Source organism: Thiobacillus thiophilus (assembly GCF_055378705.1).
This window is the reverse complement of sequence record NZ_AP042404.1, coordinates 2488224-2511812: the sequence shown is the minus strand read 5'-3', so window position 1 is coordinate 2511812 and position 23589 is coordinate 2488224. Positions and strand designations below refer to the sequence as shown.

The window sequence follows — 23589 nt, the reverse complement described above, 5'->3', positions numbered from 1 at the left end:
CCGCACCAGGATTCAGCATGAACAAAAGCATCATCCAGACCAGTGAAGCGCCTGCCGCGATCGGCACCTACTCGCAGGCGGTGCGGGTCGACTACACTGTGTACATGTCAGGCCAGATCGGCCTCGACCCCACCTCCATGCAGCTGGTCGACGGCGTCGACGCGCAGATCCATCAGGTATTCAAGAATCTGGCCGCAGTGGCGGCCGCGGCGGGCGGCTCGCTGGCCGACGTGGTGAAGCTGAACGTGTTTCTGACCGACCTCGGCCACTTTCCCCGTGTCAACAAAATCATGGCGGGCTACTTCAGCCAGCCCTATCCGGCGCGCGCCGCAGTCGGCGTGGCAGCACTGCCGCGCGGCGCGCTGGTCGAGGCTGACGCCGTGATGATTGTTGGCTAACCCGAATTGAATCCAAAGCACTCACCACAGAGGCACAGGGACACCGAGAACATCGAAAAACAGGCCGCCTTGTGCTTTGTTCAATACGCCTATGGCGGGCGCGCAGAGTTAGCAACCCTGTCCTGTTTTTTCTCTATGCCTCCGTGCCTCCGTGGTTCAAATAAGGTTTTAAAGTGAAAGCGGCGTCGCCGTTTTCCTTCCCCGTCAGTCCGGCGCTCACCGCCAAACTCGCCAAGCTGGGGCTGACCCGCGACACCGATCTGGTGCTGCACCTGCCGCTGCGCTGGGAAGACGAAACCCATCTCACGCCGATCCGCGACCTGCTACCGGGGCAAACGGCGCAGGTGCAGGCGGTGGTTCGCGAGGCCAGCGTCGCCTACCGCCCGCGCCGCATGCTGACGGTGGCGGTGGCGGACGCCGGCGGCGTGCTCGGCATCCGCTTCCTGAATTTCTACCCCAGCCACCTCAAGCTGTTCCAGCCGGGCGAAAGTTTCCGCTTCAGCGGCGAGGTGCGCGGCGGCTTCCTCGGACTGGAAATGGTGCATCCGCGCTTTCTGAAAGCCGACGATGCCACGCCGCTGCCGACCCAGCTCACCCCGGTATATCCCACCACCGCCGGACTGGGGCAAGCCACGCTGCGCAAGCTGGTCGCGCGCGCGCTGGCGGCGCCGATCACCGACACCCTGCCCGCCGACTGGCTGGCCGAACTGGGTTTACCGGAACTGGAAGCCAGCATCCGCTTGCTGCATCAGCCGCCGCCGGATTGCATGCCGGCCGATCTTGAATCGCGCCAGCACCCCGCGTGGCAGCGGCTGGCCTTCGACGAGCTGCTGGCGCAGCAGCTGTCGCTGGCCACCGCGCGCCGACAGCGGCAGCGCCTGTGTACCGCGCCCCTGCCCGCACAGCAGCAGCTAACCGCCACCTTCATCCACACGCTGCCGTTCGCACTGACCGCCGCGCAGGCGCGCAGCTGGCAGGAAATCAGCACCGACCTGGCGCTGCCGCACCCGATGCGTCGCCTGCTGCAGGGCGACGTCGGCAGCGGCAAGACCGTGGTGGCTGCGCTGGCCTGTCTGCAGGCGATCGAAAATGGCTTTCAGGCCGCCTTTATGGCGCCGACCGAAATCCTCGCCGAGCAGCATTACCGCAAGCTCGCCCCCGTCTTGTCGGCACTCGGCGTGCGCTGCGCCTGGGTGTCGGGCAGCCAGCGCAAGTCCGAGCGCACGGCGGCCTGGCAGACGATTGCTGCGGGCGACATCGACCTGGCGTTCGGCACCCATGCACTGTTTCAGGAGGCCGGCAGCTTCGCGCGTCTGGGGCTGGCGGTGGTCGACGAGCAGCATCGTTTCGGCGTCGGCCAGCGACTGGCGCTGATACAGAAGGGCACGGAACCGCACCAGCTGATGATGAGCGCAACACCGATTCCGCGCACCCTGGCGATGAGCTTTTTTGCCGACCTCGACGTCTCGGTGATCGACGAACTGCCTCCGGGACGCACCCCTGTCGTCACCAGGCTGGTGAGTGCCGCCCGCCGCGACGACGTTCTGGCACGGGTGACGGACGCCTGTCTCGCCGGCGGTCAGGCCTACTGGGTATGCCCGCTAATCGAGGAATCGGAGAAGCTGCAGCTGCAGACCGCGCAAGACACCTACGCGGCTTTGGCCGGGCAGCTGCCGGAACTGCGCATCGGTCTGGTTCACGGACGACTGAAGCCGAACGAAAAACAGGCGGTGATGGCTGCGTTCCAGGCGCATGAAATCGACCTGCTGGTCGCCACCACGGTGATCGAGGTCGGCGTCGACGTACCCAACGCCGCGCTGATGGTGATCGAGCACGCCGAGCGCATGGGGCTCGCGCAACTGCACCAGCTGCGCGGACGGGTCGGACGCGGTAGTCGCGAATCGGTATGCGTGCTGCTGTACCAGACGCCGGTATCGGAACTCGCCCGCGCGCGCCTCAAGGTGATTTTCGAACTCATCGACGGTTTCGAAATCGCCCGTCAGGACTTGCTGCTGCGCGGTCCCGGCGAATTCCTCGGCAGCCGCCAGAGCGGCCTGCCGATGCTGCGCTTTGCCGATCTTGAGCGCGACGTGGCGCTGCTGGAACAGGCGCGCGACTACGCCCAGCGCTGCCTCAAGACACACCCCGCCATCGCCGCGCGCCACATCGAACGCTGGCTGGGCAACCGTGCGGGGCTGTCACAGACCTGATTGATGCCACAGGCTCAAGGCAGGAATGTAGGTCAACAGCGCGAGCCACACCAGCATCAGTGCCAGAAAAGGCAGCGCCGCGCGGAACACCGCGAACACCGGTTGCCGGAAACGCTGGCTGGCAAGAAAGAGATTGATCCCCACCGGCGGGGTAAGGTAGCCGATTTCCAGGTTGGCCAGAATGACGATTCCCAGATGCACCGGATGGATACCGAAGTGCGCCGCCAGCGGCAGCAAAAGCGGCGTGACGATGACGATGGCGGAAAAGATGTCCATCATGCAACCGACCGCCAGCAGGGCGAGGTTCATCCACATCAGGAATTCAAGCGGGCTGGTAACCTGGGCCTGAATCCATTCGAGCAGGTGCATCGGCACCTGCGCATCGATGAGCAGGTTGGTCAGTCCCAGACTCAAGCCCAGAATAATAAAGAGGCTGCCCACCAGGGTCGAGGCTTCATAAACGACCCACACCAGCGATTTCACCTCGATGGTGCGGTGAATCAGCGTTTCGAGCATGAGCGCGTACAGCGCGGTAAAGGCAGCAAGTTCGGCAACGGTTAACACGCCGCCCGCCAGCCCGCCGATCACGCCAACCGGCAGCAGGAGATCGGCCCAGCCCTCACGCGCGGCCGCGGCGAGTTCGCGCAGACGGAAGGGATGACGGGGGGTGCCGCGTGCGCCGCGCAGGAGGGCATAGCCGCCCACCATCACAAACAGCAACAAGGTCGGCAGCAAGCCGGCGATAAAGAGGTCGCCGATGCCGACCTGCGCCACCACGCCATACAACAGCACCGCCAGGCTGGGCGGCAGAAGCAGCCCCATCGACCCGGCCGAGGTGACGAGCCCGAGCGCAAATTTCTCAGGATATTGCTCGCGTTTCAGCATCGGATACAGCAGCCCGCCAAGTGCCAGAATGGTCACCCCCGACGCACCGGAAAATGCGGTGAAAACCATACACGTTCCCGTCGTGACCCAGGCGATTCCGGCCGGCATCCAGCCCAGCAGCGCGTTGAAGAAGCGCACCAGTCGCCGCGCCGCGCCGCCCTGCCCCAGCGTTGCTCCGGCCAGCACGAACAGCGGGATTGCCACCAGATTGGGCGATGCGGCAAGCCGCGCGAACTCGACCATCAACAGCGCCGGGTCAAGCTGGGCTTCGCGCGTGGCGGTGAGCGCGCCTGCTCCCAACACGATAAAGAGCGGCATGCCCACCAGCGCCAGCACGACAAGGAGAAGGACCGTCACGCGGCTTTTTCCTGGGTTTCCAGCACGGCCCGCAGCAGAAAATGCAGCGCCAGCAGCCCGAACGCGACGGGCAGGATCAATCCCAGCCAGGCCAGCCAGATCGTCTCCGCCGCCTGAAACTGCATCTCGTCCCGCCAGTACGCCCACGCGGCCTGCGTGAGTAAGGTACACACGGCCGCAGCCGCCAGATTAAAGGGAATCGCTGTCAGCTTTTTCCAGCGAGGACGCGCCGCGAGACTGGCCGGATCGAGGTGCAAGTGGCGTTGCGCAACGACCGCAAGTGCAGCGCCGGGCAAGGCCACCCACAGCACCAGTTGGCGCAGCGCAAGGTCACCGCCGGGCAGGGTTGCATGGAACAGGTTGCGCCCGACGATATCGGCAATCGACAGGGCCAGAATGGCTGTATAAGCGAGCAGCGCCGCGCCGAGCTCGACCCGGGTCAGGGCTTGTTCCAGCCAACGACAGGCGCGCAACACGCCCACCTTATTGCTTGCCGCTGCGATAACCGGCGAGCGCGGCATCCACCTGCCGATTGAGTTCGGCTGACAAATAACCCTGGGCTTCCAGCGCACTGACCGCCTTGCGGGTGAGCGTGGCCTGTTCGGCGAGGTTGATTTTCTGCAGGCCCGCCATCGGCTGCGTGCTTTTTGCCAGCACGGCGAGCGATTTCAGGTCGTCGCGCCGGGTGTCGGCGATCAGTTTCTGCGAAAGTGGCACGCCCGTGCTTTTCAGCAGCGTTTGCAGGTCAGCGGGCAGACCAGCGTAAAACTTGCTGGACACCACTACTGCGCCGATCCCCGTCGCCATCGGCTGACTGCTCATATAGGGCGTCTTGCCCGCCCATTGCATGGCGATACTGGCAAGCGGCGTACTCACCACGGTATCGACGAGTCCGGTTGAAAGACCGGTGTAGACCTCGGTAATCGGCAGCGAAATGGGCGACCAGCCGTTCGCGTTGAAAAAAGCGTCGATGAAGCGATCACCCTGCCACTGCCAGATGCGGCGACGCGCAAACTCGTCCAGATTCGCCAGCGGCTTGGCCGAGAAGAAATGGATGCTGCCCACCTCCATCCAGGAGACGAGCTCGTAGTGGTTTTTACGGAACCCGGCATCGAGCGCCGGCAGGATCTCTGCGCGCACCGCGTCAATTTCCGCATGATCGCGAAACAGGAACGGCGTTTCAAGGATACGCGCGGGAGAGAAAATTTCGCCGATGCCATGACCCGACAACGCCGCCCCCTGCAACTGGCCGAAGCGGATTTTCTTCAGCATGTCGGGTTCGTCACCCGCGATGCCGCCGGGGTAGAACTTGACCGTGAGCCGTCCCTGGCTTTTCGCTGTCAGTTCCTTGGCCCAGGCATCGAAGGCCTTCATCCAGGTCGAACCGGCGGGTGCGAGGGTGGCGAATTTGAGCACGTAGGGTTCGGCCGCGTGCGCGGTGCTTCCCCCCAGGAGGGCGATCACACACAAGGCTTTGAGCAGCGTTCTGCGCATCAGAATAAATCCTCTTCATGGGCGAGCAGGTCGGCGGCCTGCTGCCTTGCCAGCGCGTTGACGAGATTGAGTTCGGGATCGGAACCCGCAGGCGCGTCAAGCACGCGACTCAGGGTGGCATGAAACGCTTCGCGCTCCCCCATTTGCCACAACAGGTAGCGGGCACGATACACATCAACCAGCTTCAACCGGTTCTGGCTGAGTGCCGCGGCACGATCGAAGTGCCTGGCCGCACGCGCAAAATCGCCGCCAAACATGGGCGCGCGCCCACCGTAATACACGCCGAAAAAAACGTGTACGCCGCCGTAATAATAGGTTTCGTCAAGCGCGAGGACACGCCGCATCAGCGCCTCGACGCGTGGCAATTCGGCAAGCCGCGCCGGGTCGTCAAGCTGGAGCTCAATCCATTTCCCCCACGCCGATGCCGTCCAGAACAACGCGGGCACTGCACTCGCGTCGAGTTCCGCCAGCGCCCGCTCCAGTTCAGCCGCGTCCCCCATGAGCGTGGCCTGGACCATCCCCGCGCGGTCGAGCGCGGCCAGGGCATGATCGCGCGCGCGCCAGTACAGCGCAGCCGCGCGATCGCGGTCAGTGGATTCGACAAAACCCAGTGCATAACCGTAAAACCCCATTGCTGCCTGCACCCGATAGCTTGCGTTGCCGGGATCGGCGAGCAGCAGGGCTTCAATCATCTTGAGATTGGCGGGAATGCTTGCGCGCGCAAGCTCGAGATCGGTTTCGCGGTTCATCGCCGCCACGCCGTGGTCGATCAAGGGCGCCGCGGCGCGCGCGACAAGCTGGCTGGTCGAACAACCTGATAACGCCAGCCAGACCATCGCCAGACCGGCGAAGGCGGCGTGGCGGCGATGAATGCATAAAGGCATTCGGCCCCCTCGTTTGGTATCGTTGGAATGCGGCCGTTATCCTAGCACCGTCCGAATATCTCCGCCGCTTTGGCATAATGCGCGTTTTGTCCTGGGCCCCACAGTGACCGCTTCACGGCACGGCACACTCTCTTGCGTTGAGCCACAGCGCGGCTGGCTTGCGCATCCTTTTCGCGTACCGCGGGCGTTGCGGAGCTGGCTGTCGGACCGTGGTTCGCTTACCCGCCGCCTGAAGGCGCGTCATGCCGATTTCAGGGTCAGCCCGGTCGCACGCGGGTTCGCGCCGCCGTTTCCCGACGAAGCCCAGGCATTGTGCTTGAACCCCAAAGCGCTGGCCTACGTGCGCGACGTCCTGCTCATCGGCGGTGGCCACATGCGGGTGTTCGCCCACAGCGTGCTGCCCCGCGCCAGTCTGCGCGGCGGCTGGTGCGGAATCACCCGACTGGGGACGAAGCCTCTGGGGGAAACGCTGTTTACCGATCCGCGTATCCAACGACTCGGCCTGACGATGTGTCGACTCGACGCGCGCCACCCGCTCTATCGCGCAGCCAGGCGCCACACCGGGCTTACCGCGCATCATCTGTGGGCACGCCGCTCGGTGTTCTGCCTCAATGGCCACCCGCTTCTGGTGACCGAAGTTTTTCTACCCGCCATCGAGGCCCCATGACCCTGACCGAACGCCTGTCTCATTACGAGAAACTGATGCGGCTCGACAAGCCCATCGGCATCCTGCTGCTGCTGTGGCCCACGCTGTGGGCGCAGTGGCTTGCCGGCAACGGCCGGCCGGACTGGCTGATCCTGTGGATTTTCGCTATGGGCGTAGTGCTGATGCGCTCGGCGGGCTGCGTCATCAACGACTACGCCGACCGCGAGATCGACCCGCACGTGGCGCGCACCCGCGAGCGCCCGCTGGCCGCCGGCAAGGTGTCGCCGAAGGAGGCGCTGCTGCTGGCGGCGGGCCTGTCCCTGCTTGCATTCCTGCTGATCCTGCCGCTCAACGCACTGGTGCTGAAACTTTCGATCGTCGCGCTGTTTCTGGCCGCAAGCTACCCGTTTACCAAGCGCTTCTTCGCGATCCCGCAGGCCTACCTCGGCATCGCCTTCGGCTTCGGCATTCCGATGAGCTATGCCGCGCTGTGGGGCGAAGTCCCGCTGGAGGCCTGGGTTCTGCTGGCGGCCAACGTTTTCTGGGCGATCGCCTACGATACCCAATACGCGATGGTCGACCGCGAAGACGATCTCAAGATCGGCATCAAGACCTCGGCGATCGCCTTCGGGCGTTTTGACCTGGCCGCGATTGCGGTGTGCTATGTGGCGACTCTGGGACTGCTCGGCTGGGTCGGATTGCAGCGGGAAATGGGCATGGCATTCTATGGCGGGCTGGCGGTGGCGGCAGCGATAGCGCTCTACCACATGCAACTGATCCGGCAACGCGACCCGCAGCAATGCTTTCGCGCCTTTCTACACAACACCTGGTTCGGCGCCGCGGTATTCGGCGGCATTGCGCTTCACTATCTGCTGCGCAGCTTATGACCGGCAAGCCACGCGCGACTGCTGGCTATTCGGATAGGCCTGCTTGATCCCGCCCAGACTTTTAAGCGTGTCCGTGTCCTCGCTGCGAATCACAAAGTAAAAATCCGTGCCCTGGCGCGGCAGCAGCTCGACGCGCGTGCCGAGCACGCCCTTGTCCTCGACTTCGCGCACGCGCCGCCGCGCCGCTTCGTCGTCGGCATACAGGCCGAGCGAAAGGGCATTGCTCCAGGCGCCATCCTTCACCACAAAGGCATCCCCCACGCCCGCCGCTGCCAGTTCGCCCAGCTTGTCCGCCGCCGACTGCGCGCTGGGCAAGGGCGGGAAAATCACCCAGTGCCGGGTGTTCAGCGGCACCTCGGTGAACGACATCGCCCGCTCGCCGGCCATGGTCTTGAGCTGTTCGCGCACCTGCGCGAACTCGTCCGGGTTCAAGCCACGCCATTCCACACACATGGCCTCGGGCGCCGCCACGCGGGGCGCCGGCACCTGCGCCGGCACGGACGCCGACTGGATACGCAGGCTGAGGCGGTCTACGTTCATCGGCGCATTCTGGTCCGATTGGACCTGCGGCCAGTGGCTGCGGCCGATAAAAAATCCCGCCACCGCCAGGTTCAGCATCAGCAATGCCCATGCGATCCATTTCATCTCGATTCCCTCTCACGGGCGACACAGTCGATGCCCTCCAGCACCAGAGCAGGCACATGCTCGGCAGGCACAGTCAGGTGCGGCAACAACATCCCGGCGTCCCCGCCCGTCAGCAAGCACCGCGGAACGTCTCCCGCAGCCTCGGCCAGGCGTGCAAGCTGCTGTTCTATCGCCCCGTACAGCGCCGCCACAATCCCGCTTTCCACCGCGTCGGCCGTGCTGCGCGGAAATGCCTGCCAATGGCCTGTAACCTCTGAAACGTGCGCCGTACCCTGCTGCAGCGCTCGCCGCATCAATGAGGCGCCCGGCACGATCACGCCCCCCAGAAACACGCCATCTGCCGCCAGGGCGTCCACCGTCATCGCCGTCCCGGCCGACACCACCAGCGCCGGTCCGCAGGTGCGCCGGCGCGCGGCGATCAGTCCCATCCAGCGATCCACACCCAGTTGCAGCGGATTCTGATAGCTGTTTCTCACCCCGCCAAAGTCCGCCTCAGCCACCAGCCATAACGCGCCGATATCCGCCGCCTCCAGCAATGCGGCCAGCCGTTGTCCCTGTGCAGCGCTTGCCACACTGGCAATAAAGCAATCGGTGCCAGTCGTCAGCTGCGCCTTCAAGACTTCCAAATCCGCATAATCGCAGCAGCCTTGTGCGCACCATTGCCCATCTTCAACCGCGGCCCATTTCAGGCGCGAGTTGCCGGCATCGATCAACAGCCGGCGGGCCGTCATGCGGCATCCAGACGCAAGCTGATTTCACCGCCGCTATAGGATCGCATAGTCGCCTGGGCGTCGCGTAGCAGAAATGCGCCCGTTTCATCGACGCCCGACGCCACCCCACGAACGCTGCGCGCATCCGGCAAGGCCAGCGCCACAGCCCTGCCCGCGTAGGCATCCAGCATCAGCCAGTCCTCGCGCAGGGACGCGAATCCATGCTGGCGGAACAGAGTCAACACCGCGTGCAATTCCAGCAGGCAATCTGCCAGCAATCGGTTGCGGCCCACCGCCACCCCCATCTCGGCCAGGTCGACCACGGCCTGATCGACCGCATCGCGTTGTGCTCCGCTCAGCCGGACGTTCAGCCCGACACCCACCACCGCGAAGGCCGTCCCATGCATGTCGCCCTGCACCTCGACCAGAATTCCCGCAAGCTTGCGGTAGTCCACCAGTACGTCATTGGGCCATTTCAACCTGACTGGATGGCGGCTATGGCGATTGACCGCGCGCGCGATCGCCAGCCCCACCGCGAGGCTCAGGCCGGATAGCGACTGCAAACCATTCTCGAAACGCCACAGCACTGAGAACGTGAGGCTTCCGCCGAGAACGGAATGCCATGGGCGGCCTCGCCGGCCCTTACCGGATTGCTGGTATTCGGTGCAGATCAACGTGCCATCCGCAGCGCCGTTCAGGGCCGCTGCCATCAAGGCCGTGTTGGTCGAATCCACGCTGTCGAGGACGTGGATCGTGTAAGCCTCTGCTACCGTCCCAAGATGATCTGCCACTGTGACGCCATCCAGCCACTCTACGGGTTCAGGCATTCGGTAGCCGCGTCCGCGCACTGCGTGAATCGTCAGGCCCATGGATTCAGCCTGGGCGAGTACGTTGAAGATACTGGACCGTGAAAGGTTGAATTCATGCGCCAGCGCCTGGCCCGAATGGAATCGGCCATCGGACATGCGGCGCAGGAGTGGAAACAGGGTTTTATGGGTTCTGGCTGGCACACCCGGATTTTACCTGTCTTGCCGTATTGGATTTACATAAAAAAACCCCCTCTTTTTGTGAGGGGGTTTTAGTGTGCTGTTAGGCACGGATATGGAGTCTGACGATGACCTACTTTCACAGGCGAGATGCCTACTATCATTGGCGCGGGAGCGTTTCACCGTCCTGTTCGGGATGGGAAGGGGTGGTTCCACTCTGCTATGGTCGTCAGACAAAGGGGTGAGGACCAAGGCCAACCTGTTGGTTGCGTCTTGACCCAGCATTCGAATTGTCTGGGGTGCCGATTGTCTTGCGACTTTCAGCCGACTGAATTGGAAGAAGGTTTGGGTTGAGACCGGTCGCAAACACACACTGCTCTGTATTACTCTGTATTAAATACAGCGCTTCTCAAAATTATAGGATCAAGCCTCACGGGCAATTAGTACTGGTTAGCTTAACGCATTACTGCGCTTCCACACCCAGCCTATCAACGTCCTGGTCTCGAACGACCCTTCAGTGTGATCGAATCACAAGGGATATCTCATCTTGAGGCAAGTTTCACGCTTAGATGCTTTCAGCGTTTATCTCTTCCGTGCTTAGCTACCCGGCGATACGACTGGCGTCATAACCGGTACACCAGAGGCACGTCCACTCCGGTCCTCTCGTACTAGGAGCAGCCCCCCTCAAATATCCAACGCCCACGGCAGATAGGGACCAAACTGTCTCACGACGTTTTAAACCCAGCTCACGTACCACTTTAAATGGCGAACAGCCATACCCTTGGGACCGGCTACAGCCCCAGGATGTGATGAGCCGACATCGAGGTGCCAAACTCCCCCGTCGATATGAACTCTTGGGAGGAATCAGCCTGTTATCCCCAGAGTACCTTTTATCCGTTGAGCGATGGCCCTTCCATACAGAACCACCGGATCACTATGACCTGCTTTCGCACCTGCTCGACGTGTCAGTCTCGCAGTCAAGCCTTCTTTTGCCATTGCACTATCAACACGATGTCCGACCGTGTCTAGAAGACCTTCGTACTCCTCCGTTACACTTTAGGAGGAGACCGCCCCAGTCAAACTGCCCACCATGCACGGTCCCCGATCCCGATAAGGGACCCAGGTTAGAACCGCAACGACACCAGGCTGGTATTTCAACGTCGCCTCCACGAGAACTAGCGTCCTCGCTTCACAGGCTCCCAGCTATCCTACACAAGTCCCGTCACAGTCCAATGCAAAGCTACAGTAAAGGTTCATGGGGTCTTTCCGTCTAGCCGCGGGGAGATTGCATCTTCACAAACATTTCAACTTCGCTGAGTCTCGGGTGGAGACAGTGTGGCCATCGTTACGCCATTCGTGCGGGTCGGAACTTACCCGACAAGGAATTTCGCTACCTTAGGACCGTTATAGTTACGGCCGCCGTTTACCGGGGCTTCGATCAAGAGCTTGCACCCCATCAATTAACCTTCCGGCACCGGGCAGGCGTCACACCCTATACGTCCACTTTCGTGTTTGCAGAGTGCTGTGTTTTTAATAAACAGTCGCAGCCACCATTTCACTGCAACCCCATCGAGCTTCAAGAGCAAGTCTCTACACTCTACCGGGGCGCTCCTTATCCCGAAGTTACGGAGCTAATTTGCCGAGTTCCTTCACCCGAGTTCTCTCAAGCGCCTTAGAATTCTCATCCTACCCACCTGTGTCGGTTTGCGGTACGGTTCTTGTTTACCTGAAGCTTAGTGGCTTTTCTTGGAAGCTTGGTATCAGTGACTTCGCTCTCAATGAGAGACCGTCATCATGCCTCAGCATTAACCCCCCGGATTTGCCTAAGGGATCTGCCTACACACTTAAACCGGGACATCCAACACCCGGATCACCTAACCTTCTCCGTCCCCACATCGCAGTAAACAAAAGTACGGGAATTTTAACCCGTTTCCCATCAGCTACGCATCTCTGCCTCACCTTAGGGGCCGACTCACCCTGCGCCGATGAACGTTGCGCAGGAAACCTTGGGTTTTCGGCGAGGGAGCTTTTCACTCCCTTTATCGCTACTCATGTCAGCATTCGCACTTCTGATATCTCCAGCATCCCTTACAGAACACCTTCACAGACTTACAGAACGCTCCTCTACCATATGTAATAAATTACATATCCGAAGCTTCGGTTACGTGCTTAGCCCCGTTACATCTTCCGCGCAGGACGACTCGACTAGTGAGCTATTACGCTTTCTTTAAAGGATGGCTGCTTCTAAGCCAACTTCCTAGCTGTCTATGCCTTCCCACATCGTTTTCCACTTAGCACGTCATTTGGGACCTTAGCTGTCGGTCTGGGTTGTTTCCCTCTTGACACCGGACGTTAGCACCCGATGTCTGTCTCCCATGCTCGCACTTCACGGTATTCGGAGTTTGCTATGCCGCAGTAAGTCGCAATGACCCCCACTAACATTACAGTGCTCTACCCCCGTGAGTGATACATGAGGCGCTACCTAAATAGCTTTCGAGGAGAACCAGCTATCTCCGGATTTGTTTAGCCTTTCACCCCTATCCACAGCTCATCCCCTAATTTTTCAACATTAGTGGGTTCGGACCTCCAGTGCGTGTTACCGCACCTTCATCCTGGCCATGGATAGATCATCCGGTTTCGGGTCTACGTCCCGCTACTATGCGCCCTATTAAGACTCGCTTTCGCTTCGCCTCCCCTATTCGGTTAAGCTCGCAACGGAACGTAAGTCGCTGACCCATTATACAAAAGGTACGCAGTCACCCCTGCTTCAAACACCCTCCGGGTGTTCTCGCAGGGCCACCGACGCTTTTCGCTTTCGCTCAAATCGCCAGTCACCCTCCTACTTCGAGCAAGCTTTTAAGGCTTACCCATTTCACTCCTTCTTAAACCTTTTGAGTCGCATCGCTACGCGATGCTCCTCGAAAGAATCTTAAAGGTGCTTGAAGCAGGGGCTCCCACTGTTTGTATGCATGCGGTTTCAGGATCTATTTCACTCCCCTCCCGGGGTTCTTTTCGCCTTTCCCTCACGGTACTGGTTCACTATCGGTCGACTACGAGTATTTAGCCTTGGAGGATGGTCCCCCCATGTTCAGACAGGATTTCACGTGTCCCGCCCTACTTGTCTCATGCCTAGTTCCACACTCTTGTTTTCGCGTACGGGGCTATCACCCACTATGGCCAGACTTTCCAGACTGTTCCACTAACAAAAATGCTAAATCATGAAGGCTCTTCCCAATTCGCTCGCCACTACTATGGGAATCTCGGTTGATTTCTTTTCCTCGAGCTACTTAGATGTTTCAGTTCACTCGGTTCGCTCTACCCGGCCTATGTATTCAGCCAGGAGTACCCTTACGGGTGGGTTCCCCCATTCAGAGATCTCCGGATCAAAGCTCTATTGCCAGCTCCCCGAAGCTTTTCGCAGGCTTACGCGTCTTTCATCGCCTGTAGTCGCCAAGGCATCCACCACATGCACTTAGTCGCTTGACCCTATAATTTTGAGGACTCGCCACACACAACCAAACAGGCTTGCGCACATCGAATCTCGCATTACAGGTGTGTTTGCTTGCCATACACCCAGGCTCGGCGCCTGACTGTATGGTTAATACAATCTCAACCCATGTTGGGATTTCGCTCAAGGAGGTATCGCCGAGGCGATACTTTCCCATCACAAATATCCCACCTTCTTCCAAATTTTTAAAGATCAGCCGTTACGCATAAAGCGTAAGAGCTAAAGCCTTGAGCCTCAGTTCTTACGATTCACTTTGATAGGTACTACTTTTATCCACCACCCAAGCGTCGATACGTCCGGAAGGTGGTGGAGGATGACGGGATCGAACCGACGACCCCCTGCTTGCAAAGCAGGTGCTCTCCCAGCTGAGCTAATCCCCCTCTGTCTTTCGATAGCCTTCGCATTGCTGCGTTGCTCGACACCTTGTGTGCACCAGCACACGGCGGTGTCTCGCGCCTTGCTCTGCTCGACTCTCGAAACCCAGAGGCCAATCAGGCAAACCGCCAAGCCACCACGCTGTCTGGTGGGCCTGGGAAGACTTGAACTTCCGACCCCACGCTTATCAAGCGTGTGCTCTAACCAACTGAGCTACAAGCCCGGCTAAAAATAACAACCGATAGGTGTGAGTGTTGAAGCGGCTTTCTCTAGAAAGGAGGTGATCCAGCCGCAGGTTCCCCTACGGCTACCTTGTTACGACTTCACCCCAGTCATGAAACCCACCGTGGTAAGCGCCCTCCTTGCGGTTAGGCTACCTACTTCTGGCAGATTCCACTCCCATGGTGTGACGGGCGGTGTGTACAAGACCCGGGAACGTATTCACCGCGGCATTCTGATCCGCGATTACTAGCGATTCCGACTTCATGCTCTCGAGTTGCAGAGAACAATCCGGACTACGATCGGCTTTCTGGGATTGGCTCCACCTCGCGGCTTGGCAACCCTCTGTACCGACCATTGTATGACGTGTGAAGCCCTACCCATAAGGGCCATGAGGACTTGACGTCATCCCCACCTTCCTCCGGTTTGTCACCGGCAGTCTCATTAGAGTGCCCTTGCGTAGCAACTAATGATAAGGGTTGCGCTCGTTGCGGGACTTAACCCAACATCTCACGACACGAGCTGACGACAGCCATGCAGCACCTGTGTTCCAATTCCCTTTCGGGCACTCCCGCATCTCTGCAGGATTCTGGACATGTCAAGGGTAGGTAAGGTTTTTCGCGTTGCATCGAATTAATCCACATCATCCACCGCTTGTGCGGGTCCCCGTCAATTCCTTTGAGTTTTAATCTTGCGACCGTACTCCCCAGGCGGTCAACTTCACGCGTTAGCTTCGTTACTAAGGGATTTCACTCCCCCAACAACCAGTTGACATCGTTTAGGGCGTGGACTACCAGGGTATCTAATCCTGTTTGCTACCCACGCTTTCGTACATGAGCGTCAGTGTTATCCCAGGGGGCTGCCTTCGCCATTGGTGTTCCTCCACATATCTACGCATTTCACTGCTACACGTGGAATTCCACCCCCCTCTGACACACTCTAGACTACCAGTTCAAAACGCCATTCCCAGGTTAAGCCCGGGGCTTTCACGTCTTGCTTAATAATCCGCCTGCGCACGCTTTACGCCCAGTAATTCCGATTAACGCTCGCACCCTACGTATTACCGCGGCTGCTGGCACGTAGTTAGCCGGTGCTTCTTCTGCCGGTACCGTCATTAGCACACAATATTAGTGCGTACCGTTTCGTTCCGGCTGAAAGAGCTTTACAACCCGAAGGCCTTCTTCACTCACGCGGAATGGCTGGATCAGGGTTGCCCCCATTGTCCAAAATTCCCCACTGCTGCCTCCCGTAGGAGTCTGGGCCGTGTCTCAGTCCCAGTGTGACGGATCATCCTCTCAGACCCGCTACTGATCGTCGCCTTGGTAGGCCTTTACCCCACCAACTAGCTAATCAGACGTCGGCCGCTCGAATAACGCAAGGTCTTGCGATCCCCTGCTTTCCCCCTCGGGGCGTATGCGGTATTAGCACAGCTTTCGCTGCGTTATCCCCCATTACTCGGTACGTTCCGACGCATTACTCACCCGTTCGCCACTCGCCACCAGGAGCAAGCTCCCGTGCTGCCGTTCGACTTGCATGTGTAAAGCATTCCGCCAGCGTTCAATCTGAGCCAGGATCAAACTCTTCAGTTCAATCTCTGCTATTACTTCAAATACTGCTTCGCTCAAACTCAAAATGAATTAACTTCAATTCAAGTGTGAGCATTTATGCTAGTTGCCAACCCAGCCTAAACCAGGCCAGCTACCGCAACAACACCCACACCTATCGGCTGTAAATTGTTAAAGATCAGTCTCTTAGCGCCGTTTTTCGCTGTTTTGCGAGTCACGCTGCGTTCAGAGAAGCTGCGCATTCTACAGACCAAAATCTTTCCGTCAACACTTTCGGAAAATTAATTTACACAATTGTGACACGGGCGAATTTTCGCTTGCCCACTTGCGCCACCACGGTTGCCCCCACGGGGACATTCGCCCCCTTGTCCGCCACGCGCTCGCCATCCAGCCGGACGCCGCCGCCGGCGATCTGGCGGATGGCTTCCGAGGTGCTGGCCACCAACCCAGCCTGCCTCAGCAACTGCGGCACGGGCAGCCCCCCCTCGACGCCGGGCAGGCTGATTTCCGGCATGTCGTCCGGCAGCACGCCTTTCTGGAAGCGCGCCTCGAATTCGGCCAGCGCCCGGGCCGCCGCCGCCGCATCATGAAAACGTGCGACAATTTCCTGAGCGAACCGCACCTTGATGTTGCGCGGGTTGGCGCCTTCCGCCACCTGGCGCTTCCAGCCCTCGACGGTCGCAAGCGATTCGAACGACAGCAACTGTATATAGCGCCACATCAGGTCATCGGACACCGACATCAACTTGCCGAAGATTTCCTGCGGCGGTTCGTTGATCCCGATATAGTTGCCGAGCGACTTCGACATCTTGTTGACGCCGTCCAGCCCTTCCAGCAGCGGCATGGTCAAAATGCACTGCGGGGGCTGCCCGTGATGCTTTTGCATCTCGCGCCCCATCAGAAGGTTGAATTTCTGGTCGGTGCCGCCCAGTTCGATATCAGCCTTCAGCACCACCGAGTCATAGCCCTGAATCAGCGGATACAAGAATTCATGGATCGCGATCGGCTGCTGGCTACTATAGCGTTTGTGAAAATCGTCCCGCTCCAGCATGCGCGCCACGGTATGCGTCGCCGCCAGCCGGATCATGCCGGCCGAGCCCAGCGTCTCCATCCATTCGGAGTTGAAGCGCACCTCGGTCAGCGCCGGGTCGAGAATCTTGAACACCTGCTCCTGATAGGTCCTGGCGTTTTCGGCCACCGCTTCCGGGGTCAGCGGCGGGCGCGTGGCGTTCTTGCCGGTCGGGTCGCCAATCATCCCGGTGAAGTCGCCCACCAGAAAGATGACCTGGTGCCCCAGCACCTGGAACTGGCGTAGCTTGTTCAGCAGCACGGTGTGCCCCAGATGCAGATCCGGCGCAGTCGGGTCGAAACCCGCCTTGACCCGCAACGGCCGCCCTTTTTTCAGCTTTTCGACCAACTCGGCCTCGACCAGCAACTCGTCGGCTCCGCGCTTAATTTCCTGCAAGACATCCTCCCGCATCGAATCCCCTTAGTGACGCGTCAAGTTTTCCCAGACCGCGCCGTAAAATATGAACACCACTGCACCCGACACGTACAAGCTGCTGTTTGGATTGAAAAAAACCACCGGGATCATTTATGATAAAATCTCGACTCGTTTACAGACAGAAGAAGGAAAACGGTACATGCCGCTAACCAAACTGAGAATCTTAACCGATCGCATGACTGGAGCGGAACGCCGCTTCAGCTTGCGTACTCTGGTTGTACTCTCCAGCCTGCCGCTTTTCGGCGTCGTTGCCGCCTTCGGCCTCGCGCCCGACACCAACACCTTAGACATCACACCGGAAACCGTTGTCGAAGCCATTGCGCTGCCGGTGTTGGTTTCCACAGGCAACACGGGCACGTTTGAACGCGAGAGCGTGATTCAGCCTGGCGACACTCTGGCCAATGCGCTGTCGCGACTCAAGATCGACGACCTGGAAATCCAGCGTTTGCTGGCCACCGATGGTGTGCGCCAACTGGCATTGGGCATACGTGTCGGCAGGCGCATCCAGGCCACCACCACGCATGACGGCCAGTTGCAGGCCATCCAGTTCGAGCGCAACGGTGCCCCCGCACTGACGGTGCACCGTCAGGATGACGGCTTTGCCGCAGCAGAAAGCAGCGAACTGCTCGAAACCCGCGTGGTGATGCGCTCCGGCCGCATCCTGTCGTCGCTGTATGGCGCTACCGATAGCGCCGGCATCCCCGACAAGATTGCCAACCAGATGGCCGAGACCTTCTCGACCAGGCTGGATTTCCGTGAGGACCTGCGTCGCGGCGACACCTTTTCGGTCATTTACACGGTCGACTATCGCAATGGCGAACCCATTGCCACCGGCAAGCTGCTGGCGGCCGAGTTCGTCAATGCCGGCAAACCTTACCGCGTTGTCCTGTTTAGCGACCCCTTCGGCCACGAAGACTACTACACGCCCGAGGGCGAATCACTGAAAAAAGGCTTCCTGCGCTCGCCACTCGAATTCTCCCGCGTCACCTCCAGCTTCAGTAACTCGCGCAAGCATCCCATTTACGGCTTCCACCGCGCCCATACCGGCGTCGACTTCGGCGCGCCCACCGGCACACGGGTCAAGGCCACCGGCGACGCCACTGTGAAATTCGCCGGACGCAAAGGCGGCTATGGCAATCTCGTCATCCTGCGGCATAACAATGGCTACGAAACCTACTACGCCCACCTGAGCGCGTTTGCCTCCGGCATCCGCTCCGGACGCGCAGTCAACCAGGGCCAGGTCATCGCCTATGTCGGCTCGACCGGCGCCTCCACCGGCCCGCACCTGCACTATGAAGTGCGCGTTGCCGGACGTCCGCAGAACCCCATGGCCGTCAAGCTGCCGGGCTCGCCGCCTTTAGCCGCTGCGCTACGTGCCCGTTTCCTGGAGCAGACCGCCAACTGGTCTGACAAGCTGGCGCTGCTGCGTGGCACCAACCTCGCTGCCCTCGATTGAGTGCAGTGTTAACGCATGAGACCGAGCGCTACGTCGGTCTCATGTCAGGCACCAGCCTCGACGGTGTCGACGCCGTTCTCGCTGAAATAGACCCCGCAAACCAGATCCGGCTCATCCGCAGCCATTACCTGCCCTACGCCGACAACCTGCGCGCACAGTTGCTGGCGCTGCACACGCCACAACCCGACGAAATCCACCTTGCCGCCGTCGCCGCCAATGAACTGGCGCGCCTGTATGCCGAGGCGCTCGGCACCCTGCTCGACGGAGTCGCCCCCGAAAGCGTGCGCGCGATCGGCTGCCACGGCCAGACCCTGCGTCACCGTCCTGCGGACGGCTACACCCTGCAAATCGGCAATGCCGCCCTGCTGGCCGAGCTCACCGGCATAACGGTCGTCGCCGATTTCCGCAGCCGCGACATTGCGGCGGGTGGCCAGGGCGCACCGCTGGTGCCCGCCTTTCACGCCCGGGCGCTCCGACAGCCGGGAATTCACCGCGTCATTGCCAACATCGGCGGAATCGCCAACATCACCGACCTACCGGTGGATGGAACGGTGCGTGGCTGGGACACGGGCCCCGGCAACATGCTGCTGGACGCGTGGATCAAGCGGCACTGCGGCGCCCATTACGACCGCGACGGCGCCTGGGCAGCCAGCGGCGCCGTCCACCCCGGACTGCTGGCTGCACTGGCAAACCACCCCTACCTGAAACTGCCACTACCCAAAAGCGCCGGGCGCGAACAGTTCAATCTGGGCTGGCTGGACGCAACGTTAAGCAGCCTCGATCACGCAATTACGCCTGCCGATGTCCAGGCCACCCTGCTCGAATTCACTGCCCTGAGCCTCGTCGAGGCGGTAAATCGCGAATGCGGCGATGCCCAGGAACTCTACGTCTGCGGCGGCGGCGCGCACAACGGCGCGCTGATGCAGCGCATCGGCGCGTATTTTCCAAATCTTCAGGTGGCGACCACCGCTGCGCTCGGCATCGACCCGGACTGGGTGGAAGCACTCGCCTTTGCCTGGCTGGCGCGGCAGACGCTGCACCGTGCGCCGGGCAATTTGCCGGCCGTAACCGGGGCGTGGGGCGAGCGGATTCTGGGGGCGATTTATCCGGCCTGAACTGGCCAGCAACTATATGGCCATGGTCGCAAAGTCCCAATGCAAAAAAGTGGCCGAAGCCGCGATGCTCTAATGAAAAAAGCGGCCGAAGCCGCTATTTTTTAATGCTGGCGAATCGTGCTTACGCCGAGAACGACGAACCGCAACCGCAAGTCGTGGTGGCATTCGGGTTCTTGATCACGAACTGTGCGCCCTCCAGACCTTCAGAATAGTCGATCTCAGCGCCCGCCAGATACTGGAAGCTCATCGAATCGACCAGCAGGGTAACGCCGTTTTTCACCATCGCGGTGTCGTCGGCATTCTGCGCCTCGTCAAAAGTGAAGCCGTACTGAAAGCCGGAGCAGCCGCCGCCCGACACGAAAACACGCAGTTTCAGGTCGGGGTTGCCTTCTTCGTCGATCAGGTCTTTGACTTTGCTGGCCGCGCTGTCGGTGAAGATCAGCGGGATTTCCATTTCAGTTACTGCATTCATGATGATACTCCTTGAAAATGTATGAAGTGATTATCCGCATCACTGGTCCTGCGTCAAGCAAAGACCCTGTTCCGGCCACGGAGTTCCGTCTGTCTGACCATGCGATCCAACACGGTGTGGCAGCGGATCGGTTCAAGGCAGCATGCCCACGTCAGCCAACGCGGTATCCTCGGGCAGATCGAACAGGATGTTCATGTTCTGCACCGCCTGCCCGGCCGCGCCTTTGACCAGGTTGTCGATCGCCGACAGCACCACCACGGTGTCGCCGCCCTGCGGCCGGTGCACCGCGATGCGGCAGATGTTGGCACCGCGTACCGAACGGGTTTCCGGATGGCTGCCTGCGGGCATCACGTCGACGAATGCCTCGCTGGCATAGCGCTGCTCGAACAGGTTCTGCAGGTCGATATCGGTGCTGACCTTCGCATACAGCGTCGCATGGATGCCGCGAATCAGCGGCGTCAGGTGCGGCACGAAAGTAAAGTCCACCGGCTTGCCGGCGAAGTGCTCCAGCCCCTGCTTGATTTCCGGCCAGTGGCGGTGGCCGCCGACGGCGTAGGCCTTGAAGTTGTCCGCCGCTTCGGCAAACAGGAGGTGAGTTTCCGGCTTGCGCCCGCCACCGGACACGCCCGATTTGACGTCCGCCACCAGAAAACCGGTGTCGACCGCGCCGGCTTCCAGCAAGGGCAGGAAACCAAGCTGCACCGCCGTCGGATAGCAGCCCGGGTTGGCGATCAGCCGCGCGCCGCGGATGGCGGTGCGGTTGATCTCGGGCAGGCCGTACACCGCCTCGGCCACCAGATCCGGACAGACATGCTTCATCTTGTACCACTGCTCCCACACCGCAATGTCCTTGATGCGAAAGTCCGCCGCCAGGTCGATCACCCTGACGCCGGCATCGAGCAGCGCGCGCGTCTGCTGCATCGCCACACCGTTGGGGGTGGCGAAGAACACCACGTCGCAGTTTTCCAGCCCGGCCTCTTCCGGCGTGGAAAACGCCAGCTTCACCCGTCCGCGCAGGTTGGGGAACATGTCCGCAACCGGCATCCCGGCTTCCTTGCGCGACGTAATGGCCTTCAACTCCGTCTGCGGATGACGCGTCAGCAGCCGCAGCAATTCGACCCCGGTGTAGCCCGTGCCGCCCACAATACCCACTTTGATCATGGTTGATTTCCTTGCAAAGAATGGCTGTCATTGTAAGGCAGCGCTATGGTTGATCCAAGAATGACAACGACAAAAAGCCGCCCAATCGGACGGCTTTTTCGATGCTTCCAGTAAGATCAGCGCTTGGAGAACTGCTTGCGGCGACGCGCCTTGTGGAAGCCGACTTTCTTCCGTTCGACTTCGCGAGCATCGCGGGTCACCAGGCCTGCCGCTTTCAGCGTGGGCTTCATCTCGGCGTTCAGGTCGATCAGCGCGCGCGTAATGCCGTGGCGCACCGCACCGGCCTGACCGGATTCGCCGCCACCAGCCACGTTGACCATGATGTCGAACGAATTCAGGTTGTCGGTCAGCACCAGGGGCTGGCGCACGATCATGCGGCCGGTTTCGCGGGAGAAATACTCGTCGACCGGCTTGTCGTTGACGACGATCTTGCCGCTGCCGGCTTTGAGGAACACCCGGGCAACCGACGATTTGCGACGCCCCGTACCGTAATTGTAGTTACCGATCATGATGCGGCCTTAACGTTAATGTCGAGCGGCTTGGGCTGTTGCGCCTCGTGCGGATGATCCGCGCCCGCGTAAACTTTCATCTTCTTGATCATGGCGTAGCCAAGCGGGCCTTTGGGCAGCATGCCCTTGACTGCTTTTTCCAGCGCACGACCGGGGAAACGCTCCTGCATCTTGCCGAAGGTCGTTTCGTAGAGGCCGCCCGGGTAACCCGAGTGACGGTAATAGACTTTGTCGGTTTCCTTGTTGCCGGTCACGCGCATCTTGCCCGCGTTGACCACGACAATGTAGTCGCCCGTATCGACGTGAGGAGTGAACTCGGGCTTGTGCTTGCCGCGCAGGCGGTGGGCAATCTCGGAAGCCAGGCGACCCAGCACTTTGTTATCGGCATCAATCACGAACCAGTCGCGTTTGACTTCATGCCCTTTAGCGGAAAACGTTTTCATGACCCAACCTCTACACAGAGGACAATCTCGGAAAGCCGGGAATTCTAACTGCCCGCCCAAGGCAAGTCAAACACTGTATGCGATATTCATTCAATACCGCGCTGGCATACAATCCTTGCCATGACCGTCTGGCTTGCTACAAATCTTGTTGCCGCAGCCTTGTTGCCGCCTTCAATATCGGCGCTGTTGCTGGCCGCAGGACTGATCTTACAGTGTCGCAGGCCGCGGCTGGCCACGTCGCCGATCGTGCTCGCCACCGGCGCACTATACGCCCTGTCCACATCCTGGGTCGGCGGGCTGTTGCAGAAAAGCCTGGAAATAAGCGCCCCGCTCCTGAAACGACACAACATCCGGCGCATCGTGCTGGCACCCACGCCTGGCACCTGCGCCGTGCCGCTGCTCGAATCGCAAGGGCTTAACGTCATCCCCACAGGCCTCCAGTTTTCCGGCACCCGCATCGACTCCATCCTCGACCTCCTGCCCACCCCCGCCGGCCTGCGCGACAGCACCTTCGCCCTGCACGAATGGCTGGGGATTTTGTGGTACAAACTCCGCTCGATTTTTGCTGAAGGAACCCCATGAAAGCCCGCGTCAAACTCATCGAAGGCGTCAGCTTCGTCGGCCAGAGCGAATCCGGCCACAGCGTCGTCATGGACGGCTCCCCCGAATCCGGCGGCGGGAATCTCGGCGTGCGCCCGATGGAAATGCTGCTGCTGGGGCTGGGCGGCTGCTCCGCCTTCGACGTCGTCCTCATCCTGCGTAAAAGCCGCCAGCAGGTCACCGACTGCGTCGCCGACATCGAAGCCGAGCGCGCCGACACCGACCCCAAGGTGTTCACCAAAATCCACGTCCACTTCACCGTCAGCGGCAAGGCACTCGACCCCAAGCGCGTCGAACAGGCCGTGCACCTGTCGGCCGAGAAATACTGCTCGGCCTCGATCATGCTGGGCAAAACGGCCGTCATGACGCACGATTTTGAGATTCAGGAAGCCTGACTGGATCGAGGCCTGTTTCGCGCGCCCGCACCCGGCGCTCCGGGGTCAGACCGCGGGGTCAAGACCGCGGGGTCAGGTCTAGAAAGGTCGACCGCGGGGTCAGGTCTAGAAATGATGTGGACCGCGGGGTCAGACCGCGGGGTCAGACCGCGGGGTCACAGATCG

General features: G+C 60.5%; 20 protein-coding genes, 2 tRNA genes and 3 rRNA genes. 8 read left to right on the top strand and 17 right to left on the bottom strand.

The features are described 5' to 3' along the window. Positions 1–17 precede the first annotated feature (17 nt). Together ACZ41T_RS12475 and recG are read left to right on the top strand one after the other, a co-directional pair. Positions 18–398: a Rid family detoxifying hydrolase gene (locus ACZ41T_RS12475; protein ID WP_464921709.1), complete on the top strand. Its 381-nt coding sequence runs from the start codon at positions 18–20 to the stop codon at positions 396–398. Between the two features lie 173 nt (positions 399–571). Next, the gene (recG, locus tag ACZ41T_RS12470) at positions 572–2608 is read left to right on the top strand and encodes an ATP-dependent DNA helicase RecG (protein WP_464921708.1); all 2037 of its coding nucleotides are present in this window, start codon (positions 572–574) and stop codon (positions 2606–2608) included. On the opposite strand, the gene ACZ41T_RS12465 is transcribed toward recG, so the two are convergent. The 4 genes from ACZ41T_RS12465 to ACZ41T_RS12450 are packed head-to-tail and all read right to left on the bottom strand — an operon-like array spanning position 2597 to position 6228. Further along, complete coding sequence (locus tag ACZ41T_RS12465) at positions 2597–3850, bottom strand: TRAP transporter large permease (RefSeq protein ID WP_464921707.1); 1254 nt, start codon at positions 3848–3850, stop codon at positions 2597–2599. The two genes, recG and ACZ41T_RS12465, sit on opposite strands and share 12 nt — an antisense overlap. Further along, on the bottom strand, positions 3847–4371 hold the full coding sequence (locus ACZ41T_RS12460; RefSeq protein WP_464921706.1) for a TRAP transporter small permease: 525 nt from the start codon (positions 4369–4371) through the stop codon (positions 3847–3849). The genes ACZ41T_RS12465 and ACZ41T_RS12460 overlap by 4 nt, the downstream gene beginning before the upstream one ends. After that, positions 4334–5344, bottom strand: a complete 1011-nt coding sequence (locus ACZ41T_RS12455; protein WP_464921705.1) for a TRAP transporter substrate-binding protein — start codon at positions 5342–5344, stop codon at positions 4334–4336. Before ACZ41T_RS12455 ends, ACZ41T_RS12460 begins: the two co-directional genes overlap by 38 nt. Then, positions 5344–6228, bottom strand: coding sequence for a TRAP transporter TatT component family protein (locus ACZ41T_RS12450; RefSeq protein ID WP_464921704.1), 885 nt, complete (start codon positions 6226–6228; stop codon positions 5344–5346). The genes ACZ41T_RS12455 and ACZ41T_RS12450 overlap by 1 nt, the downstream gene beginning before the upstream one ends. Here ACZ41T_RS12450 and ACZ41T_RS12445 point away from each other — a divergent pair. Together ACZ41T_RS12445 and ubiA are read left to right on the top strand one after the other, a co-directional pair. Then, a complete protein-coding gene (locus ACZ41T_RS12445; protein ID WP_464921703.1) occupies positions 6215–6895 on the top strand; it encodes a chorismate--pyruvate lyase family protein in 681 nt (226 codons plus the stop codon). The genes ACZ41T_RS12450 and ACZ41T_RS12445 overlap by 14 nt on opposite strands. Then, positions 6892–7761 carry a 4-hydroxybenzoate octaprenyltransferase gene (gene ubiA / locus ACZ41T_RS12440; protein WP_464921702.1) on the top strand — a complete coding sequence of 290 codons (870 nt, stop codon included), beginning with the start codon at positions 6892–6894 and terminating at the stop codon, positions 7759–7761. Before ACZ41T_RS12445 ends, ubiA begins: the two co-directional genes overlap by 4 nt. Here ubiA and ACZ41T_RS12435 read toward each other — a convergent pair. The 9 genes from ACZ41T_RS12435 to tyrS all read right to left on the bottom strand — a co-directional run bounded on the left by ACZ41T_RS12435 (position 7756) and on the right by tyrS (position 17249). Beyond that, complete coding sequence (locus ACZ41T_RS12435; RefSeq protein WP_464921701.1) at positions 7756–8406, bottom strand: hypothetical protein; 651 nt, start codon at positions 8404–8406, stop codon at positions 7756–7758. The two genes, ubiA and ACZ41T_RS12435, sit on opposite strands and share 6 nt — an antisense overlap. Then, positions 8403–9137 (bottom strand): type III pantothenate kinase, encoded by a 735-nt coding sequence (locus ACZ41T_RS12430; protein WP_464921700.1) that lies wholly within the window; start codon positions 9135–9137, stop codon positions 8403–8405. The genes ACZ41T_RS12435 and ACZ41T_RS12430 overlap by 4 nt, the downstream gene beginning before the upstream one ends. Next, positions 9134–10126 (bottom strand): biotin--[acetyl-CoA-carboxylase] ligase, encoded by a 993-nt coding sequence (locus ACZ41T_RS12425; protein WP_464921699.1) that lies wholly within the window; start codon positions 10124–10126, stop codon positions 9134–9136. The genes ACZ41T_RS12430 and ACZ41T_RS12425 overlap by 4 nt, the downstream gene beginning before the upstream one ends. 96 nt (positions 10127–10222) lie before the next feature. Further along, positions 10223–10336 (bottom strand): 5S ribosomal RNA (gene rrf / locus ACZ41T_RS12420). A 185-nt stretch (positions 10337–10521) separates the two neighbouring features. Then, positions 10522–13588 (bottom strand): 23S ribosomal RNA (locus ACZ41T_RS12415). 326 nt (positions 13589–13914) lie between these two features. Continuing rightward, a tRNA-Ala gene (locus ACZ41T_RS12410) sits at positions 13915–13990 on the bottom strand. Between the two features lie 141 nt (positions 13991–14131). Then, positions 14132–14208, bottom strand: a tRNA-Ile gene (locus ACZ41T_RS12405). A 50-nt stretch (positions 14209–14258) separates the two neighbouring features. Next, a 16S ribosomal RNA gene (locus tag ACZ41T_RS12400) occupies positions 14259–15793 on the bottom strand. Together the 16S, 23S and 5S rRNA genes with 2 tRNA genes alongside form the textbook arrangement of a ribosomal RNA operon. Before the next feature lie 262 nt (positions 15794–16055). Continuing rightward, positions 16056–17249: a tyrosine--tRNA ligase gene (tyrS, locus tag ACZ41T_RS12395; protein WP_464921698.1), complete on the bottom strand. Its 1194-nt coding sequence runs from the start codon at positions 17247–17249 to the stop codon at positions 16056–16058. Positions 17250–17412: 163 nt separating this feature from the next. Here tyrS and ACZ41T_RS12390 point away from each other — a divergent pair, with 163 nt between their 5' ends. Both ACZ41T_RS12390 and ACZ41T_RS12385 read left to right on the top strand, forming a co-directional pair. Continuing rightward, a complete protein-coding gene (locus tag ACZ41T_RS12390; RefSeq protein WP_464921697.1) occupies positions 17413–18729 on the top strand; it encodes a peptidoglycan DD-metalloendopeptidase family protein in 1317 nt (438 codons plus the stop codon). Continuing rightward, a complete protein-coding gene (locus tag ACZ41T_RS12385; RefSeq protein WP_464921696.1) occupies positions 18726–19844 on the top strand; it encodes an anhydro-N-acetylmuramic acid kinase in 1119 nt (372 codons plus the stop codon). The genes ACZ41T_RS12390 and ACZ41T_RS12385 overlap by 4 nt, the downstream gene beginning before the upstream one ends. Positions 19845–19965: 121 nt before the next feature. On the opposite strand, the gene erpA is transcribed toward ACZ41T_RS12385, so the two are convergent. The 4 genes from erpA to rplM form a co-directional block, all read right to left on the bottom strand. Then, positions 19966–20316, bottom strand: coding sequence for an iron-sulfur cluster insertion protein ErpA (erpA, locus tag ACZ41T_RS12380; RefSeq protein WP_464921695.1), 351 nt, complete (start codon positions 20314–20316; stop codon positions 19966–19968). Positions 20317–20448: 132 nt separating this feature from the next. Then, on the bottom strand, positions 20449–21477 hold the full coding sequence (gene argC / locus ACZ41T_RS12375) for an N-acetyl-gamma-glutamyl-phosphate reductase (protein WP_464921694.1): 1029 nt from the start codon (positions 21475–21477) through the stop codon (positions 20449–20451). A gap of 116 nt (positions 21478–21593) precedes the next feature. Next, a complete protein-coding gene (gene rpsI / locus ACZ41T_RS12370) occupies positions 21594–21986 on the bottom strand; it encodes a 30S ribosomal protein S9 (RefSeq protein ID WP_464921693.1) in 393 nt (130 codons plus the stop codon). Continuing rightward, positions 21983–22429 carry a 50S ribosomal protein L13 gene (gene rplM / locus ACZ41T_RS12365; RefSeq protein ID WP_464921692.1) on the bottom strand — a complete coding sequence of 149 codons (447 nt, stop codon included), beginning with the start codon at positions 22427–22429 and terminating at the stop codon, positions 21983–21985. Before rplM ends, rpsI begins: the two co-directional genes overlap by 4 nt. A 120-nt stretch (positions 22430–22549) precedes the next feature. Here rplM and ACZ41T_RS12360 point away from each other — a divergent pair, with 120 nt between their 5' ends. Together ACZ41T_RS12360 and ACZ41T_RS12355 are read left to right on the top strand one after the other, a co-directional pair. After that, on the top strand, positions 22550–23011 hold the full coding sequence (locus ACZ41T_RS12360) for a hypothetical protein (RefSeq protein WP_464921691.1): 462 nt from the start codon (positions 22550–22552) through the stop codon (positions 23009–23011). Next, the gene (locus ACZ41T_RS12355) at positions 23008–23424 is read left to right on the top strand and encodes an OsmC family protein (RefSeq protein ID WP_464921690.1); all 417 of its coding nucleotides are present in this window, start codon (positions 23008–23010) and stop codon (positions 23422–23424) included. Before ACZ41T_RS12360 ends, ACZ41T_RS12355 begins: the two co-directional genes overlap by 4 nt. Positions 23425–23589: the final 165 nt, after the last annotated feature.

Excerpts from the sequence above, each read along its gene's own strand:
- erpA (WP_464921695.1), bottom strand. The coding sequence starts at position 20,316 with ATGAATGCAGTAACTGAAATGGAAATCCCGCTGATCTTCACCGACAGC.
- ACZ41T_RS12360 (WP_464921691.1), top strand. The coding sequence starts at position 22,550 with ATGACCGTCTGGCTTGCTACAAATCTTGTTGCCGCAGCCTTGTTGCCG.
- tyrS (WP_464921698.1), bottom strand. The coding sequence starts at position 17,249 with ATGCGGGAGGATGTCTTGCAGGAAATTAAGCGCGGAGCCGACGAGTTG.
- ACZ41T_RS12430 (WP_464921700.1), bottom strand. The coding sequence starts at position 9,137 with ATGACGGCCCGCCGGCTGTTGATCGATGCCGGCAACTCGCGCCTGAAA.
- ACZ41T_RS12460 (WP_464921706.1), bottom strand. The coding sequence starts at position 4,371 with ATGCCGCGCTCGCCGGTTATCGCAGCGGCAAGCAATAAGGTGGGCGTG.
- ubiA (WP_464921702.1), top strand. The coding sequence starts at position 6,892 with ATGACCCTGACCGAACGCCTGTCTCATTACGAGAAACTGATGCGGCTC.
- ACZ41T_RS12455 (WP_464921705.1), bottom strand. The coding sequence starts at position 5,344 with ATGCGCAGAACGCTGCTCAAAGCCTTGTGTGTGATCGCCCTCCTGGGG.
- ACZ41T_RS12435 (WP_464921701.1), bottom strand. The coding sequence starts at position 8,406 with ATGAAATGGATCGCATGGGCATTGCTGATGCTGAACCTGGCGGTGGCG.
- ACZ41T_RS12390 (WP_464921697.1), top strand. The coding sequence starts at position 17,413 with ATGCCGCTAACCAAACTGAGAATCTTAACCGATCGCATGACTGGAGCG.
- rpsI (WP_464921693.1), bottom strand. The coding sequence starts at position 21,986 with ATGATCGGTAACTACAATTACGGTACGGGGCGTCGCAAATCGTCGGTT.
- rplM (WP_464921692.1), bottom strand. The coding sequence starts at position 22,429 with ATGAAAACGTTTTCCGCTAAAGGGCATGAAGTCAAACGCGACTGGTTC.
- ACZ41T_RS12445 (WP_464921703.1), top strand. The coding sequence starts at position 6,215 with ATGCATAAAGGCATTCGGCCCCCTCGTTTGGTATCGTTGGAATGCGGC.
- argC (WP_464921694.1), bottom strand. The coding sequence starts at position 21,477 with ATGATCAAAGTGGGTATTGTGGGCGGCACGGGCTACACCGGGGTCGAA.
- ACZ41T_RS12355 (WP_464921690.1), top strand. The coding sequence starts at position 23,008 with ATGAAAGCCCGCGTCAAACTCATCGAAGGCGTCAGCTTCGTCGGCCAG.
- ACZ41T_RS12475 (WP_464921709.1), top strand. The coding sequence starts at position 18 with ATGAACAAAAGCATCATCCAGACCAGTGAAGCGCCTGCCGCGATCGGC.
- ACZ41T_RS12450 (WP_464921704.1), bottom strand. The coding sequence starts at position 6,228 with ATGCCTTTATGCATTCATCGCCGCCACGCCGCCTTCGCCGGTCTGGCG.